At 37.0% G+C, this 17,797-nt stretch carries 13 protein-coding genes; 8 read left to right on the top strand and 5 right to left on the bottom strand.

The window, feature by feature from the left end; genetic code table 11:
* Positions 1–590: 590 nt before the first annotated feature.
* The 6 genes from AC4MRQ_RS18980 to AC4MRQ_RS18955 all read left to right on the top strand — a co-directional run bounded on the left by AC4MRQ_RS18980 (position 591) and on the right by AC4MRQ_RS18955 (position 9,228).
* A complete protein-coding gene (locus AC4MRQ_RS18980; RefSeq protein WP_491199287.1) occupies positions 591–1,658 on the top strand; it encodes a hypothetical protein in 1,068 nt (355 codons plus the stop codon).
* 98 nt (positions 1,659–1,756) lie between these two features.
* Positions 1,757–2,995, top strand: a complete 1,239-nt coding sequence (locus AC4MRQ_RS18975; protein ID WP_491199286.1) for a hypothetical protein — start codon at positions 1,757–1,759, stop codon at positions 2,993–2,995.
* A 316-nt stretch (positions 2,996–3,311) separates the two neighbouring features.
* The gene (era, locus tag AC4MRQ_RS18970; RefSeq protein WP_491199285.1) at positions 3,312–4,196 is read left to right on the top strand and encodes a GTPase Era; all 885 of its coding nucleotides are present in this window, start codon (positions 3,312–3,314) and stop codon (positions 4,194–4,196) included.
* Positions 4,197–4,282: 86 nt separating this feature from the next.
* On the top strand, positions 4,283–5,587 hold the full coding sequence (gene der / locus AC4MRQ_RS18965) for a ribosome biogenesis GTPase Der (protein WP_491199284.1): 1,305 nt from the start codon (positions 4,283–4,285) through the stop codon (positions 5,585–5,587).
* Positions 5,588–5,740: 153 nt separating this feature from the next.
* Entirely contained in the window at positions 5,741–7,750 is a 2,010-nt protein-coding gene (locus AC4MRQ_RS18960) for a putative porin (RefSeq protein WP_491199283.1), read from the top strand.
* 68 nt (positions 7,751–7,818) lie between these two features.
* Complete coding sequence (locus AC4MRQ_RS18955) at positions 7,819–9,228, top strand: MltF family protein (RefSeq protein ID WP_491199282.1); 1,410 nt, start codon at positions 7,819–7,821, stop codon at positions 9,226–9,228.
* Here the strand turns inward: AC4MRQ_RS18955 and AC4MRQ_RS18950 are convergent.
* The 3 genes from AC4MRQ_RS18950 to AC4MRQ_RS18940 all read right to left on the bottom strand — a co-directional run bounded on the left by AC4MRQ_RS18950 (position 9,173) and on the right by AC4MRQ_RS18940 (position 12,862).
* Positions 9,173–9,853, bottom strand: a complete 681-nt coding sequence (locus tag AC4MRQ_RS18950; RefSeq protein ID WP_491199281.1) for an NUDIX hydrolase — start codon at positions 9,851–9,853, stop codon at positions 9,173–9,175. The genes AC4MRQ_RS18955 and AC4MRQ_RS18950 overlap by 56 nt on opposite strands.
* Positions 9,854–10,267: 414 nt before the next feature.
* Positions 10,268–11,512, bottom strand: a complete 1,245-nt coding sequence (locus AC4MRQ_RS18945) for an ABC transporter permease (RefSeq protein WP_491199280.1) — start codon at positions 11,510–11,512, stop codon at positions 10,268–10,270.
* Positions 11,513–11,662: 150 nt separating this feature from the next.
* The gene (locus tag AC4MRQ_RS18940) at positions 11,663–12,862 is read right to left on the bottom strand and encodes a pyridoxal phosphate-dependent aminotransferase (protein ID WP_491199279.1); all 1,200 of its coding nucleotides are present in this window, start codon (positions 12,860–12,862) and stop codon (positions 11,663–11,665) included.
* 175 nt (positions 12,863–13,037) lie between these two features.
* Here AC4MRQ_RS18940 and AC4MRQ_RS18935 point away from each other — a divergent pair, with 175 nt between their 5' ends.
* Together AC4MRQ_RS18935 and AC4MRQ_RS18930 are read left to right on the top strand one after the other, a co-directional pair.
* The gene (locus AC4MRQ_RS18935; protein ID WP_491199278.1) at positions 13,038–13,799 is read left to right on the top strand and encodes a DUF481 domain-containing protein; all 762 of its coding nucleotides are present in this window, start codon (positions 13,038–13,040) and stop codon (positions 13,797–13,799) included.
* Positions 13,800–13,960: 161 nt separating this feature from the next.
* Positions 13,961–16,597, top strand: a complete 2,637-nt coding sequence (locus AC4MRQ_RS18930; protein WP_491199277.1) for a DUF5686 family protein — start codon at positions 13,961–13,963, stop codon at positions 16,595–16,597.
* A 113-nt stretch (positions 16,598–16,710) separates the two neighbouring features.
* Here AC4MRQ_RS18930 and AC4MRQ_RS18925 read toward each other — a convergent pair whose 3' ends face one another.
* Positions 16,711–17,484, bottom strand: a complete 774-nt coding sequence (locus tag AC4MRQ_RS18925) for a TSUP family transporter (RefSeq protein WP_491199276.1) — start codon at positions 17,482–17,484, stop codon at positions 16,711–16,713.
* Between the two features lie 81 nt (positions 17,485–17,565).
* Positions 17,566–17,797 (bottom strand): helix-turn-helix domain-containing protein (locus AC4MRQ_RS18920; RefSeq protein WP_491199275.1); only part of this gene is annotated, 232 nt, incomplete at its 5' end.

Here is a 17,797-nt window from a genome sequence, read left to right as displayed (position 1 = left end):
CGCTCTTTAAAATTTTTGTGAGGCCTATAACGCTCCGTTTTATGCATTTTAAATTTTAAATAAGCAGCTGCACCAATTTTAAAAACTTATTTCATACAAAAAAGCACGATCACGCAATTAGGTTTGATCTTTTTGTATCTGATTGATAAGCAATCAATCTGTTTTATGCCTTTTTTGAAGGAATAGATCCACTAAATACATTTTATATTCATTTTAAATAACAAAGCATCACTCCCATACGGTCAGAAGATAACTACAACACTAAAACGGTTGTTATCTGAGTATTAGCTTTAAAAATAGTTAATCCTTTTGATAATTAATATTTCTCTAAAGCAATGATAAAAGGCCTTTTAGGGAAAACACATTTGTCGTAAGTACTTTTTTATTTGAATTCTGATTTCTACATTCAGGTTCCCTTGTGGTAATGGGAAGTTGAATGCCACAATCAAGCGCCGCCAAAGCTTTGATTTGGCGTTTGAACAGAAAAGTTAACAACATGGGTGTTTTGGCCCAGCCATTTTGGAAGGTTTGTGTGGTTAAACCGCATTACGACACCATAATACAGTTCGTTAATAGTAATTTAGAAATAAATGGAAATCTCAAAAGTTTATGATATAGCATTTAGTACTGAAGAAAGTATAATGACTGCTTCTCTATCTGGACCTAGTGAATTAATTATGCTGATGAGTTCTGGAGATGTTATTAGATACAACATCGAAAAACAAGAAGGTGAAGGTTTATTCTCAGTAAAGAGTAATATTAGTTATCAAGATGGTGGATTTGATATTAATGCACCATCAACTATTTACACATTGGATTCAATAGTTGTAATTGTGAATGATTACAAAAGGCATGGATTTGTCCACTATCCAAACAAGTATAAATCTCTACATTTATGGAGACAAGATTATCATGCAGATATTTCTTGTTATCCAATAGCTTTATTTAAGAATGAAGCAGGCATCCCACACTTGATATATGGAGAAGCATGGAATCACATACAAATAATGAACTTAGAGTCAAGACAAGTTCTTACAGCTTCGAAATCATTAATAGAAGAAAATGCAGAAAAAAGGCACCTTGAATTTTATAAAAAAAATAAACTTCCATGGCCAAGACCATATGACTATTTCTTTGGTAAATTAGAAATGTCACCTAATAAAAAGAATTTCTTGAGTGCAGGATGGGCATGGGGTTCGTACGATGCATATAATATTTATGAAATCGATCACTTTATCAATAACAATCGAATATCAGATAAAAACATTGGAGGTTGGGAACACTGCAATAGAGCGGTTTGCTGGATAGATGATGAGACGGTTGCAATATCTTATAATCCATTAGAGGAAGAAGATGAAGATTCAACAAAAGATTCTCCTCATGAAATACATTTTTATAAGATAGGTGATAAGAAATCAGAAATAGAGAGAAAGATTCAAATAACAGGGTTAGATATCGTGAATTCCAAAATTTATTTTAACAGGGAATTGAATTCTATTATCCTTATATCTGATAATAATGGAGTAGCAATCTTATCATTAGATGGTGAGATAATGTTTCATGACGAGAGTATGGCTCAAGATGTATATTATTCAGAATTGAATCTATTTATGAAATCAGATAGCAACTCTGTTACTGTTCACCAAATAAGGAAATAAAAAAAACTCTAGCACTGAATAAAATCATAGCACTCTGCAGTACACTAATCGTTGCAATCAATTAAGTTAACATATTAACGGTAAATAAAATTTAAGAAATGAAGGGAAAATTCTTATTACTTTTTAGTTTAATAGTACCATCTATGCTTTGGGCTCAATATGATGTTGAAGGTAATTATAAGATTGGTGGTTATGTTGGAATTGGAACCGAGACACCAAACCTACCACTAGAGATTTATTCTGGAGATTTTACTCATTTAAGATTGAATAGATCTAATGCCTTTGCAATTGATATAAAAATGGGAACAAGTCATCATTTAGTTTTTCAAGGTGTTTATAGTGATCCTATGTTTCAATTTAGAAATATGGCAGGTGACACAAAAATTCAACTGCATACAAAAGGTTCTACGTATTTTAATAGCGGTAATGTAGGAATAGGGACTAAGAATCCTTACTTACCTTTAGAGATTTATTCAGAAGAATTTAATCACTTAAGATTGAATAGATCAAATACAGCTGCAATAGATCTTAAAATGGGCTCTGGTCATCACTTAGTTTTCCAAGGAGTTTATGACGACCCATATTTCCATTTTAGGAACGTTGCGGGAGATACAAAAATTCAATTGCATACAAATGGTAATACTTATTTTAATAGTGGAAATGTTGGGATTGGATCGGGTGATCCAAAAGAAAAATTAGAAGTAGAAGGTACTGGTAGATTTGTTACGACAAATACTGGATTGAATTATCTTATAAAAATTGGTAGTAATACTCACCACAAAGGTAATGCGGCAGGAATAGGCTTTGACCCAGAAGGCTACAACGATGCTTACTTAAACCGAATTAAAACTGCAATTGTTGTAGAAGGAGACGGAAGTGGATGGAGTCGAGGTAATTTGCATATTTTACAAGCTAACAATTCAGAAAATATCCCAGCCACATTGTCTGATGCGGTTTTTACAATTGATAGATATGGAAAAGTTGGTATTGGAACAACTACCCCTAAAAACAAACTCTCAGTAAATGGGACTATCTGGGCTAAGGAAGTAAAAGTTACACTTGCCGACGCAGCTGATTGGGTGTTTGAAGATGATTACAAGTTGAGATCCCTGAATGAAGTTGAGACTTTCGTAAAAGACAATAAGCATTTGCCAGATGTTCCTTCTGCTGATGAATTTCGTGAGAATGATATGAATATTGCGAAGATGAATAATGTTTTACTTCAAAAAGTAGAAGAGTTGACATTATATCTAATCGAACAAAACAAATTGAATCAGGCTCAACAACAAAAAATAGAAGAGTTGGAAAAAAAGTTAAATTCCCTGGAAAAGAAATAAATAGTCATATTTCTATAAGATAGATTGGAGCCTCTCTTATCAGCGCTGCTTATAAGCAGCGCTGGCACCTATGTCAATTGCAGTGCCAAACCACGCTTCCTTTAACAAGACCTCCAACTTAAAACTGACCAGTTATTATTACCCCTTCCATTTCTAAATAAAAATCCAAACACAGCTCAACTCTTCACCCCCAAACTCAAAACCAGAAACTCATCCCCACAACCCAAACTCTTAAACTCAAACTCTTAAACTCAAATCTCAAAACATATTTCTCTAAGTATTTAATCGTATCTTCGCGGCAGAAATCAATAGAAATATGACACATAAAGCAGGCTTTGTAAATATTGTAGGTAATCCAAATGTTGGTAAGTCCACCTTATCGAACGAATTGGTTGGCGAGCGATTGTCAATTATTACGTCGAAAGCACAAACCACCCGTCACCGTATATTTGGCATTGTTAATAAACCCGAATACCAAATTGTATTTTCGGATACACCCGGTGTGTTAAAGCCTAATTACAAACTGCAGGAGTCAATGCTTAAATTCTCCAAATCGGCTTTAACAGATGCAGATGTTATTCTTTATGTAACTGATACATTTGAAAAACCTGATAAGAACGATGATTTCCTAAGTTCTGTTCAGAAAACCAATATTCCGGTTTTACTGGTTGTTAATAAGATCGACCTGATCGATCAGACTAAACTGGATGACATCATTGATTTCTGGAAAAAGCAATTACCCAATGCCGAAGTGTTTCCAATGTCAGCCTTGCACAAATTCAATGTACAAAACCTGTTTGACCGGATCATTGAGCTATTGCCTGACTCACCACCTTACTTTGATAAAGAAGCCATTACCGATAAGTCCGAGCGTTTTTTTGTAACAGAAATTATCCGTGAAAAGATATTGGTTCAGTACAAAAAGGAGATCCCCTATTCAGTAGAGGTGGAAGTTGAAGAATTTAAAGAGCAGAAAGAGCGCATCGATATTCGTGCCGTTATTCATGTAGCACGCGAATCACAAAAAGGCATTATCATTGGTCATAAAGGAGTAAAGTTGAAATGGGTAGGTATTGAAGCCCGTAAAGACCTGGAAGGTTTCTTTAAAAAGAAGGTGAACCTAACCACCTATGTAAAGGTAAGTAAAGACTGGCGCGATAAAGACAACTTCTTACGCGGCCACGGCTACGAACTTAAATAGTAAAATCATCTGGCTTTAAATAAAGATTGGTGTAAAGCAGGAGTTTAACTACCTTTGCAGCCCCGAAAACAAAAAGAATAGTCATCATGGGAAATATAGTTGCAATAGTTGGCCGTCCCAATGTAGGTAAGTCAACGCTTTTTAACCGATTAACAGGTACACGTCAGGCCATTGTGAATGAAGAGGCAGGTGTCACCCGTGACCGCCTTTATGGCAAAGCTTTTTGGAATGGGATTGATTTTTCAGTGATCGATACTGGTGGCTATGCTACTAACTCTGATGATATTTTCGAAGAAGCCATACGCCGTCAGGTGCTAATTGCCATCGAAGAGGCAGATATTGTTGTTTTTGTGGTAGATGTTACTACTGGCATCACCGATTATGACGAGGGTGTTGCAGATATCCTTCGCCGTTCTCAAAAGCAGGTACTAACAGTGGTTAACAAGGTGGATAACAATGAACGGATAACTGAGTCCAGTTACTTTTATGCTTTAGGATTGGAACACCTCTACCCTATTTCTGCTATTAACGGTGCAGGTACCGGAGATTTTCTGGATAAACTGGTATCAATGTTCCCTAAAGACGAAAACGAAGAAACACTTGACTTACCCAGGTTTACCATTGTGGGTCGTCCCAATGCGGGTAAATCATCCATCATTAATGCTTTTATTGGTGAAGACCGTAATATTGTTACTCCTATCTCGGGTACTACGCGTGATTCTATTTTTACACGTTATAATAAGTTTGGCCACGACTTTTACCTTGTGGATACAGCCGGATTAAGGAAAAAGTCGAAGGTAAATGAAGATCTTGAGTTTTATTCGGTGATGCGTGCTGTTCGCGCCATTGAGAATTCAGATGTTTGTATGCTTATGATTGATGCTACACGTGGTTTCGAAGCACAGGATCAAAAGATATTCAACCTGATTCAGCGCAACAAAAAAGGAATTGTGGTTTTGGTTAATAAGTGGGATTTGATTGAAAAAGATACTCACACGGTTAAGAAATTCGAAACAATGGTTCGTGAAGCTATGGCACCATATTCCGATTTCCCGATTGTATTTACATCGGCCATCACCAAGCAGCGCATTCACAAGGCCATAGAAGAAGCTTTGCAGGTTTACGAGAATAAGGAAACCAAGATTACAACTTCTAAATTGAATGAGACTTTATTACCACTTATTGATAAGTTTCCTCCACCGTCAACAAAAGGTAAGTTCATTAAAATAAAGTATGTAACGCAGTTGCCAACACAATCACCAACCTTTGCATTCTTTTGCAACCTGCCGCAGTATATTAAAGATCCTTATAAGCGCTTTCTGGAAAATAAAATCAGGGAACATTGGAACTTTAACGGTGTTCAGGTCAATATCGTATTAAGAAAAAAATAAATTCAAAGAGCTAACGTTGGTAGCTCTTTTGTTTTAATTCTGCTCTATTTTGATTTCATTCATTTGAAAAGTTTTTATCTATATTTGCTTCTGGTTCGATGATATAGTTGAACCCAAAACAGATAAACAACTCAACCACTTGTCTTATACAGCATGACTATCAACCTCAATAAATACCTTACAACCCTATTTATAAGCTTAACTTTCTCTTCATTAACTATAGCCCAAAGAACACTAGGTGGTGCTGACAAGATGATGGGCTCCCAGCGTGGTGAAGAAGAAGGTCCTATATCAGATAATATTCCCCCGGATGTCCGCACCTGGCATCTGACTGATCACTTTACATTTAGCGACACTGTTGCTGTTGACACCATGTCTAATGGTTATCAGATATATAACCCGATATTCAGAGAGAGTATGGGGCAAAACTTTTTGGGAAATTTAGGTTCTCCCAATCAATCCTTAATCTTTGATGAGCACCAAATGCATTATGGGCATTTATTTTACAATTCCCTTTTAACATACATACCTCACCCTCATGAATTATATTTCTATAATACCAAAACCCCATACGTTAATCTGACTTATCATTTTGGATCACCTAAAAGAAGATCAGAAGAGTTTATCAGTGCACTTTATACGCAAAACATTAACAAAGCGACGAATGTAGGTATTCAATATCAGCTTAGCTCTTCAATCGGACAATACCAGTTCCAGAAGGCAGAAAATCAGAACTTCAAATTCTGGAGCAGCTATAATGGCGAACGCTATAATATGCATACAGCTTTTATTTATACTAAAATTGAAAATCAGGAAAATGGAGGTATAAATAATAACAATCCAAACATTGATCTGCAAGCATTAGATCCTTCAGATGTACCTATGAACTTTTCAGATGATGCCAGAAATGAAATTAACCACCTACAGTTCTTTTATAACCACTCGCTATCAATAGGAAATATAAATGTAAAAGGAAAAGATTCAACAATAACCGAACTACCTGTCAGCACCATTTATCATACCCTAAAATACGAACAGGGAGATCGATTATATAGCATTGATAATTTACCTACATATACCGATGTTGAGAACCCATTTTATGAGCATATTCATCGGGATTCTCTTCAGACCCGAGACAGTACATCATTTCAACACCTGACCAACACTTTTCAAATTAAATTCAACGAGGAAGCTAATTCTCTGCTTAAATTTGGACTTCGGGCATACATAACAAATGAAGTGATGTTGTATAAGTTTCCGGGACAAACCGACTGGAAATACGATGAAAATGGCAATGGTATTGCCCAATACCAAACAAGGGATACAACACTTATCAACACAGCTATTGGCGGACAAATATTTAAAAATCTGGGACAAAACTTCTGGTGGGATGCTGGAGCCAAATTGTATTTTCAGGGCTACAGGGCCGGTGATTCGGAGATAACAGGAAGCTTGAATTCTTTATTCAGGATCAGAAGAGATACTGCAGGCTTTTTTGCCAATGGCGGCATTTACTTAAGACAACCTGAATTATTCGAAAACCAATATTTCTCTAATCATCTGGAATGGCAGGAAGATTTTAACCAAACCAGAAGTATCCGGATTAATGGTGGGATACGTATACCTACGCGTCGATTGGAGTTAAGCGGTGGCATTAACCTGATTAATGAGCACATTTACTGGCAGGAGAATGGTCTTCCTTCGCAAACCAGTTCTGTTTTGCAGGTCATGAACTTCAGACTTAAAAAGCATTTTACTCTGGGACGTGTACACAGTATCTATGATGCAATACTGCAGTATACAAGTGACGAGAAGTATATACCAGTTCCTTTGTTTTCTATGTATAATTCAACGTATTATCAAAATACATTATTCCAGGTTTTACATTTTCAAATCGGTTTTGATTTAAGATATAACACAGAATATTACGCGCCAAAATATATGCCTGCAACAGGAATATTTGTCAATCAGCAAAACGAAAAGGTAGGCAATTATCCGTTTGTTGACGCCTTTGTAAACTTGCAGCTTAAACGTGCGCGGATCTATGTCAAATATGACCACGTAAATCAAGGATTCCCTAATGCTAATTACTATACCGCCTATCGTTATCCAGGTAATCCTAGAAACCTGAAATTTGGCGTTTCGTGGAATTTTTATGACTAGAAGGTAACTTAATATTACCGAAAACGGTACAAGACACTATCTTTGTTGCTGTTTTTAAACACGTTATTATGCGATCATTTGTCCTGATATACGTTTTGGCTATACTCGTGGTGGGGTGTCAACTAACTAATGAGAAAGTTAAATCACGCAAAGCCATCGATCATGTTTCTGTTGATCTGGATGACATTGTTAAAAGAGGAAAAATACGGGTTGTAACCGATTATAACTCCACCAACTACTTTGTCTACAAAGGCCGGCCATTAGGATATCAATTAGAGTTACTTCAGGCACTAAGCAATACATTGGGTCTAAAATTAGAGATTATCGTATCTAATGATGTTGAAAAAAACTTTAATAAACTACTAACAGGAGAAGTTGATTTAATTGCCATGAACCTGACCATAACCAGGGACAGGAGTCATGAAGTTACTTTTACTGAGCCTCATTGTATCACCCATCAGGTTTTGGTGCAACAAAAGCCTGAGAATAAACACGCCTCACAACAACTGATTCGTAACCAACTGGACTTAGGTGGAAAAACAATATACGTACAGGAAAATTCGGCTTATGTTACCCGATTAAAAAGCCTTGGTAATGAAATTGGCGACAGCATTAACATTGTTGAAATACCAGATTATGAAGTTGAGCAACTGATAGCTCTTGTAGCCAATGGAGAGATTCCTTACACGGTTTGCGATGACAACCTTGCCCGGATTAACCTCAATTTTTATGACAATATTGATGTTGAAACAGCGGTCAGCTTTCCTCAAAAAATAGGCTGGGCAGTTCGTCCCAATGCTTCGGATTTAAAAGATGTTATTGATAATTGGTTAATCAATTTCAAGAAAACGAATCAATACAAACGCATCTATCGGAAGTATTTTATCAATAAGCGATCAACTCACTTGGTCAATTCAAGCTTTCATTCCATCAAAGGCGGCCGTGTTTCTGACTATGATGCGATCATTAAAGAAGAATGCGAAAAGCATAATCTGGATTGGCGATTGGTTGCTGCTCTTATCTACCAGGAATCGCGCTTTTTACCCGAAGTTGAAAGCTGGGCTGGTGCCGTTGGCCTAATGCAACTTATGCCTCAAACAGCAGAAACATTTGGAGTAAAAGAAATTAAGTCGCCGCAAGATAACATTCAGGGCGGGCTTAAATTTCTGATTTGGTTGGATGATCGGTTTAAAGAAAAAATTGAAGATCCTGATGAACGATTGAAGTTTGTATTAGCTTCATATAATGTCGGACCAGGGCACGTTGAAGATGCCATGCGTTTGGCAAAGAAAAACAATAAAAACCCACTTATATGGGATGATAATGTAGACTATTATCTTTTAAATAAATCAAAGCCGTCATTCTATAATGATCCGGTTGTGAAGTATGGTTATTGTCGTGGAGAAGAACCTTTTCACTATGTTAACGACATTCTGGAGCGTTACACCCACTATAAGAATGTGATAAATGATCGGTAAAAAGCTCTGATGTTTTTATGAGTGAAAGAAACTCGCTCAGCATCATGGCTGTTGCTCCCCAAACAATGTAGTCATCAATTTTATAAAAAGGTGCGTCAACATGAATACCATTGATTTCTCGTTTAAAGAACTGTACCGTTGAAGGTAACAGTAATTTAACAACGGGAACTTCAATGATGGAATCCACCTCTCTCAAATCAGGTACAAAATCGGGCTGATGCATAGTGACACAAACCTGCGGATAGACAAGAAAGTTAGAATTAGGAATATATAAGGAACTAAGCTGAGTTATAAATTCCACGTCTGAAGGCTGAATTCCGATTTCTTCCTGCGCCTCCCGCAGAGCAGTGTTTAAAAGTGTACGGTCTTCTTCTTCATATTTACCTCCGGGAAAACTTACCTGCCCACTATGAGCTCCATCGTATTGGGTCCGCTGAATTAACGGTATATACCATTCATTGTTTTTCTTATACAATAGGATTAGTACACTACTGGTGCGCGCTTTAGTATGATCGTACTTTATTTTTCCAGTGTGCCGCACAGAGGGAGACATTAGCTTTTGTGCTTTAAATCCGGGAAGTGGTTTAGTAAGTGCTCTGGTCAATAATTCAATCTCCTTCTTCATACACTTTTCTTTACAATGTAACTGGTATAATCAATAGTTTGTTCTCTTTTAAATTAATTAATTGTGATGATTATTCCAAGTGTACGTTCTCAAAATTCAGAGCATAAAAAAGACCGGGCGTTCCCGGCCATTTGTCCCATTTATTAACTTAAACCTTAATTAAGTATTTGTCCGGGTTAAATCAACAACCGTACCACCTTTTGTAAATGGATGTATTTTTTTTATAAAAACTAGCACAAGTCCCATATATCACTACATTACAAGCCTTTATAAAACAAACATCTTCACCATAAGAATCTACTAAATTTCTATGCTAAAGTTAAATCTTAGATTGTTGTTCGAAAACGAACAGTTCCTGTCACATAACGGACAAAGACAATTAACCTGAATTCTACGTGAAATTTTGGATTCAGGTTAATTAAATCGAATGGCTTTAACCGGAAGAATCCGAGACACCAGATAGGTAGGCCCAAGCATCATGCTCATTGTCACAACCAGCACTCCCGCATTAAGGAGAATGAGGTGCAAAGGGTTTAGATGAATAGGTACTGTTGATAAATAGTAGTTGGCAGGGTCCAGCTTAAACAAGTGTGTATACTTCTGTAATAGACAAAGTGCTATCCCAATTGCATTTCCCCATAATAATCCACGCCCAATTATAAAACCCGACAAATAGATAAATACCTTACGCAAATTCCAATCTTCTGCACCAATGGCCTTCATGATGCCAATCATATTGGTACGCTCAAGTATAAGAATTAATAAACCTGAGATCATATTAAAACTAGCCACCAAAACAATTAACACTAAAATGACATAGACATTTGTATCCAAAATACTGAGCCATCCGAATATTTGTGGCTGTAGCTGTTCAATGGTTCTGTTTCGAAGCATGCTGCCATCCGCCTCTACCTTGGCGCTTGTCAGATAATAGACTTCCTCGTTGACCTGATGCATCAAGTCAAAATTATCTACCCCTATTTCGTAACCAGATACTTGCCCTTCTTCCCATCCATTTAGTCTTTGAATATGCTTAATATCCACAAAGGCAAACAGTTTGTCGTACTCTGGAAAATGTGAATTATACAAACCAACAATTTTAAACTGTCTCTGCCGGATGTTATCCTGCACAAAGTACATGCGCAGTTTATCACCAACAGTAACATTCAATAAGTTGGCCAGCTCAGTTGAAAGCAACAGTTCATCCGTTCGTGCAGAATCCTTAATTTCAGGTAATCGCCCTTCAGTTAAAATGGATTGAACAAAGCTCCAGTTATACTCCTCGCCCACACCTTTCAGCACAACACCCTGAATAGCATCTTTGGCTTTGATAATACCCGGTTTAGTAGCAAAGCGTTGAAGATAAGATACACCTTCAACAGTATTAATGGATGCTTCCAATGTCTTATCTGTAGAAATTGGATTTGTTTCAGGTGAGTAGTTGTAGTCATAACTCATTACCTGTATATGCGATGCAAATCCAGATATCTTCTCTCGGATTTCACCCTTAAAACCAAAACCGATGGCCAATGATAAGATCATCACCACCATTCCCAAAACAATACCTAAAGTAGCGACCTTGATAACCGGACCAGCCAGTTTCTTACCTACAAGTCCGCCTGAAGCAATCTTCCTTGCTATAAAAAGTTCAATATTCAATGCGTATGGTTTTGTACAAAGGTAGAAAAAGAGTCGAAAGTTTAACCCGCAATATGCTGAGGTTTTAAATATACAACGGGTGATAAACAGACTATGCCTGTCAATCACCCGTTATACTTGCCACAAAAGCTTGTGACTAATACCTTATATCTAATTTGTCCGCCCAGGATAGGCCTTCAGAGCCGCTTCCAGAGTTTCAATTGCGTTAGCTAAATCTTCTTTATTCAGAACGTAAGCAATACGCACTTCATTTGTACCAGCTCCTTCTGTACTATAAAATCCTGATGCAGGTGCCATCATTACTGTTTGTCCTTTGTGTGCAAAATCACTTAATATCCACTGGCAAAATTTGTCAGAGTCATCAATCGGTAATTTAGCCACAGTATAAAAAGCACCTTTTGGCATTGGCGTATACACACCTTCAATTTTATTCAATCCTTCAACAAGGAAATTACGACGATCAATGTATTCATTATAAACTTCGTCAAAGTATTCCTGAGGTGTATCTAATGATGCTTCCGCAGCAATCTGTCCAAATCCCGGAGGACTCAAACGCGCCTGACCAAACTTCAAGGCAGTTTCTATAATTTCCTTATTCTTCGTAACCAATGCACCAATTCGAACACCGCACTCACTATAACGCTTCGATACAGAATCAAACATTACTACATTATTCTCAATCCCATCCAGATGCATTGCTGAGATATGCTTTTCACCATCGTAGCAAAACTCACGATAAACCTCATCAGAGAATAAATACAAATCGTTTTTCAAAACGATCTGCTTTAATTGATCCATTTCCTCCTGTGAATAAAGATAACCAGTAGGATTATTAGGGTTGCAGATAACAATTGCCTTTGTATTTGGCGTAATCATCTTCTCAAACTCTTCAATAGCCGGTAAAGCAAACCCGTCCTCAATACTTGAACGAATTGGCTTAACAACTATACCTGCCGAAACAGCAAAACCATTATAGTTGGCATAAAATGGTTCCGGAATAATAATTTCATCACCCGGGTTCAGGCAGGTTAGAAAAGCAAATGTAATTGCTTCAGAGCCACCAGCCGTAACCAATATTTCATTCTCATCAACATTAATGTCAATGCCTTGGTACATCTTAGCCAGCTTCTGACGGTAACTTACAATACCAGCTGAATGACTGTATTCAACCACTTTCATATCAATATTACGAATAGCATCTAAAGCTACTTCGGGAGTTTTAATATCAGGCTGACCAATATTCAAGTGATACACCTTTGTTCCTTTTGCTTTTGCCGCCTCGGCGAAAGGCACCAACTTACGGATTGGAGAAGCCGGCATTTGTTGTCCTCTGTCAGAAATACTAGGCATTACTATACATTTTAAAGCGATTCTACTTAAGCTTAACTGTTGGCAAATTTAGATTATAAATTGATATAAAATTCATGATTTTCAACAGTTTTTTCTCCATGATTCATGAGGAATTCAATTAAGTTTTCTTCATCTCGTCAGAAACTCTATTTTTGTCATTAAAATTCAAGTCTGCATGCACAAAAAATCATTCACAATCGTTTTGTTCACCTTGATAAGCCTATCTTCACTAGCCCAAATTGTTAGTATTGATAAACGACGTACGAAAAATCCCAACAAAGGATTTCAAGGCGATGTTAACCTGGGACTTAATTTTGTGCATACCACCAAGGACATGATTCAGATAATGTCACGATTTAAATTGCAGTATAACGACAACGACAATACGTATCTATTATCCTCTGATATTGGTTTTAGTAAGGTTGATGATGAACGGAATGTGAACAATGGCGGACTGATGTTTAAGTATAACTATTGGGTTCCCGAAAAGATAATTATTGCTGAGGCCTTTTACCAATATCAATACAATAGGATAAAGCAACTGAAACATCGACACGTAATGGGCGGTGGTCCGCGATTTAACATTGCTGATAAGGAGAAATTTTCACTCTTTTTGGTGGCCTATACTATTTATTTAAATGAATTATTTGAGACCAGTACATACGAACGACGCAAAAGCCTGGTTAAGTTTAGTTCGATGCTGTCAACTGATTGGAAAATATCTTCGAATGCATCTTTATCGCATAGCACCTATTACGAACCTGATTATTCCGATCCGGCTGACTTCAGAATCTGGAGCGAAACGCGATTCAATATGAAAATCACCAAGAAATTTTCATTTGCCCTCTACCTTCGTTTCGACTATGACAACCTGGTGCCACCAGATGTTGATCCACTATTTTACACAGTTAATAACTCATTCAGTCTTAAATTCTAAACTGTCAATTCCATTTTAAAGTTGAAATTGCTGTAACTATAATTGATAGTTATTCGCCTTATATTGAAAAAATATAAGATACGAAGTTGTGTGATCTTACATTTAGTTAATGTTTATTATATATTTACACAGCTTAAACCAATAATCTTAACACTAAACCTATGGGTAAAATCTATCTTATTGGCCTTTTATTGCTATTGCCAATTGTATCATTCTCGCAAGGCGTAAAAGGAACTGTCAACGATGAAGAAGGCAACTCTATCCCTTTCGCTACCATCTATTTAAAAGAAACCACGACCGGTACCACGACCAATGATCTGGGTGAATATGAAATTCAACTCCCCAACGGCCATTATACCATTATTTTTCAAGGCCTGGGATTTCAAAAATCAGAAGTAATCGTTGATGTAAAGGATCAATTCATCACCAATAACATCGTACTTAAAAAACAAGAATACCGAATAAAAGAAGTACGGGTTTATTCAGGAGGCGAAGATCCGGCTTATCCGATTATGCGCAAAGCGATTAGTCTTGCACCCTACTACCAACGACAAACAGAACAATACAAAGCGGAAGTATATCTGAAGGGAAGCTTATTGATGAAAAAGATTCCTAAGCTTATTCAGAAGATGATGGATAAGGATGAAGAGACACCGGATATTAAGGTTGGTGAAACCTATACTATGGAATCGATGAATGAAATCGAATTTACTGCTCCTGACAATTACAACCATACCGTTTTATCGTCACGCAGTACATTCCCCGATTCAAATGATCAAGATGTTATGGGTTATATCACCTACAGCTTTTACGAACCACATCAGGACATGGCTATCTCACCGCTGGCTCCCAATGCCTTTTCGCATTATAAATTTGTTTATGAAGGATTCTTCTATGAAGGCGATGTGGCTGTGAATAAAATCAAGGTTGTTCCCAAGAGAAAAAGTCAGCAAACTTACAGCGGTTATATCTACATTGTTGATAATTTATGGAACATCCACTCCATTGATGTCACCAATAATGCGTTTTTCGGAGAGATCAATATCAAGCAAGTATACGCTCCGGTGAAAGAGCGCTCGTGGTTACCAATCAGTCACCGTTTTATTGTAAAGGCTTCTATTTTTGGAGTTAAAGCAGATTTTCGTTACGCCGGATCTGTTAAGTACTCGGACATTAAACTTAATACCGGTTTGCCAGTGCCCAATGTATTGATGAAACAATATGCAGCTGAAGAAGCGGCAAAAAAAGCGGCTGAAGAACAAGCTCAGAAAGAACAGGAATTGACACGTCAGCAAAAGAAAATGGAAGAGTTGCTGGCCAAAGAAGAACTATCGAACCGGGAAATGATTAAACTTTCGAGACTAATCGAAAAAGAATCACGCAAAGAGGAAGTTGAAAACGAATCGTTAGAAATAAAGGACACCTATAAAATCACCCACAAGAAAGATAGTGCAAAACAAGATTCAAGCTATTGGGAGAGCATTCGGCCGATACCATTAACAAGTGATGAACTGAGAAGTTTTGAAGTGAAAGATTCCATCAAATTGGCAGAAATAAAGTCTGATACGATTAAAACGGAGAAGAAAAAGAAATCGGCCTTTAGTAAAATATCCGACGGCTTTTTATCAGGACACACCTTTTATGCTAACGATTCATCAACTCGCATCACCTATCATGGTTTAATTGGATTGGGACAAGTTGATTTTAATGCTGTGGATGGGTGGAGCTATCAGCAAAAACTCACCATCCGCCATAGTTTTGACTCATTACGTTCATTGAGAATTGAACCAATGGTGCAATATGCTTTTGCCCGTGAAAAGGTGATGTGGGATGTGAATTCCAGACTAAATTTGGCATCAAAAAGTAGAGCGAACATTTCCGTTTCTGGCGGGCAGCTAAGTAAAGATTTCAATAGTAAATATGGTATTGATCGGACTTTAAACATGTTTTCAGCTCTCTTCTTTAAAGACCATTACATGAAGTTGTATCAGAAAGATTATGCAGCTATTAATGGTTCATTTGATTTAATACACGGCATGCGCGTGCATTTGGCTGCCTCATATAGTTGGTATCAACAATTGGAGAATAATACCAATTGGTCAATTGTGGATAAGGACAAAGATTACGCTCCTAATATCCCACCAAACGACCAGTTATTGCAACATCACCTGGAGGATCAATCAGATATGTTTACTTCGGTTGAAGTAAGTTATACTCCTCGAATGAAGTATCGTATGCACAAGGGGCGAAAAATATTGTATGGTTCCAGGTACCCTACTTTTAAAGTCAACTATCAACGAGGTTTCAACAATGTATTTAATAGTGATTCGGACTATGAATTGATTCGAGGTGAGATCTCACAAAGAAAAGAATGGGGCATTTTCAATGCCTTTAACTGGCAAATAGGCGCTGGTTATTTTTCACGAAATGATCAAATGCACTTCTCTCGTTTTCAACACTTCAACACTTCTGAAATACCAATTAATTTCAAATCGTGGGAAAATGCATTTATGCTGTTAGATGATTATCGCTACAGCACCAATGAGTGGTATGCCAAAGCTCATGTTTCCTACACCACACCTTACCTGCTGTTGAAATTTTTACCTGTATTAAGTAATCGTTTATGGACCGAAAACTTATACACCAGTTACCTGACACAGCCCAATTATAAAAACTATGTGGAAGTTGGCTATAGCATGAATCAGATATTTCTGATTGGTAGTGCCGGTATATTTGCAGGTTTTGAAGATGGCAGTTATGCCCGTTGGGGATTTAGAGTAGGTATAAATATTCAATAGATTATGAGATGTAAAACATAAGATGTAAGACTGATTTACGAGGTGCTAAAAAAGGATCGCACCCTTATGAACCCTTGCTCCTAAAGATGCGATCCTATTATTATTCATAGCTATTAGATCAATCCCATAATGAGTGCAATAGATATCAGAACCAGAAAAACAGAAACCAATAGCTGAATACTTCGCATGGTTACTTTCTTCAGAAGTTTCTTTCCTAAAATAGCACCTGCGATTGCAGCCAATGTAGCTGAAATCAGTAAGAATAGATTTTCCTGCATATGTGCCGATGTGAAACGCGATGCATAAACTGTAAGTCGGGTGAAATCAACCATACTTGCAATAACAACTCCTGTTGCAATAAATGACTCTTTCGATAAACCACTTTTCATCAGAAAGGCTGTTCGTAATGCACCTTGAATGCCGGTGAGACCACCAAAAAATCCGCTTAAAACTCCACCAAGCATCAGTTTATCTTTACCAAATTGAACCTTTTGAGCAGATGGCAAAACTTCAATCACGGAGAAGCCAATCAAAAGCAAACCAATAATGAGCTTAACAGGTGATACTTCATACACATTACCCCACATTGAATACTGAAAAAGACTCGGTAAATCGCTTATTTTCATTAAAAGCCAGGCGCCTCCAAAAGCTGCAATAATAGCAGGAATACCAAAACGCAATAACACCTTTAAGTTTGTATTTCGGCCTACCAAAGTGATTTTGAACACATTGTTTGTGAAATGAACAACTCCGGTTAACGCAATAGCTATATCTATTGGGAAAAATAAAGCGAAAACAGGTGCTAATATTGTACCTAAGCCAAACCCTGAGAAAAACGTCAGGATGGCTGTTACAAAAGTGATTAATGAAATTATTAGAATGTCCATATTACTGTATTTTAAAATTATACAGCAAAATTAAAGGGCACTCAGGCATTTCTTATGGTAGAACTTAATGTAAAAATGGTATTATTGAAAATACTGCTCTCTATACTGTTTGGGCGTTTGATCAGTATGCTTCTTAAAGAATTTCACAAAGTTTGAATCATCAGTAAAATTCAGAAATTCTGCAATCTCAGCAACAGTATTATCGGTATGTAGAATATACCTCTTTGCTTCCAAAATAATTTGGTGATTAATAATTTCACTGGCACTATGACCAATCGCTTTACGACACACTTGGTTCAGGTTTTGTGGTGTA

The organism is Carboxylicivirga sp., from assembly GCF_982718395.1.
The sequence above is the reverse complement of the archived record's forward strand: the minus strand, read 5'-3'. Positions and strand labels throughout refer to the sequence as shown.

What these genes read in the sequence shown, in the direction of transcription:
- AC4MRQ_RS18940 (WP_491199279.1), bottom strand. Translation starts at nt 12,862, where the DNA reads ATGCCTAGTATTTCTGACAGAGGACAACAAATGCCGGCTTCTCCAATC.
- der (WP_491199284.1), top strand. Translation starts at nt 4,283, where the DNA reads ATGGGAAATATAGTTGCAATAGTTGGCCGTCCCAATGTAGGTAAGTCA.
- AC4MRQ_RS18935 (WP_491199278.1), top strand. Translation starts at nt 13,038, where the DNA reads ATGCACAAAAAATCATTCACAATCGTTTTGTTCACCTTGATAAGCCTA.
- era (WP_491199285.1), top strand. Translation starts at nt 3,312, where the DNA reads ATGACACATAAAGCAGGCTTTGTAAATATTGTAGGTAATCCAAATGTT.
- AC4MRQ_RS18925 (WP_491199276.1), bottom strand. Translation starts at nt 17,484, where the DNA reads ATGGACATTCTAATAATTTCATTAATCACTTTTGTAACAGCCATCCTG.
- AC4MRQ_RS18975 (WP_491199286.1), top strand. Translation starts at nt 1,757, where the DNA reads ATGAAGGGAAAATTCTTATTACTTTTTAGTTTAATAGTACCATCTATG.
- AC4MRQ_RS18955 (WP_491199282.1), top strand. Translation starts at nt 7,819, where the DNA reads ATGCGATCATTTGTCCTGATATACGTTTTGGCTATACTCGTGGTGGGG.
- AC4MRQ_RS18930 (WP_491199277.1), top strand. Translation starts at nt 13,961, where the DNA reads ATGGGTAAAATCTATCTTATTGGCCTTTTATTGCTATTGCCAATTGTA.
- AC4MRQ_RS18950 (WP_491199281.1), bottom strand. Translation starts at nt 9,853, where the DNA reads ATGAAGAAGGAGATTGAATTATTGACCAGAGCACTTACTAAACCACTT.
- AC4MRQ_RS18980 (WP_491199287.1), top strand. Translation starts at nt 591, where the DNA reads ATGGAAATCTCAAAAGTTTATGATATAGCATTTAGTACTGAAGAAAGT.
- AC4MRQ_RS18960 (WP_491199283.1), top strand. Translation starts at nt 5,741, where the DNA reads ATGACTATCAACCTCAATAAATACCTTACAACCCTATTTATAAGCTTA.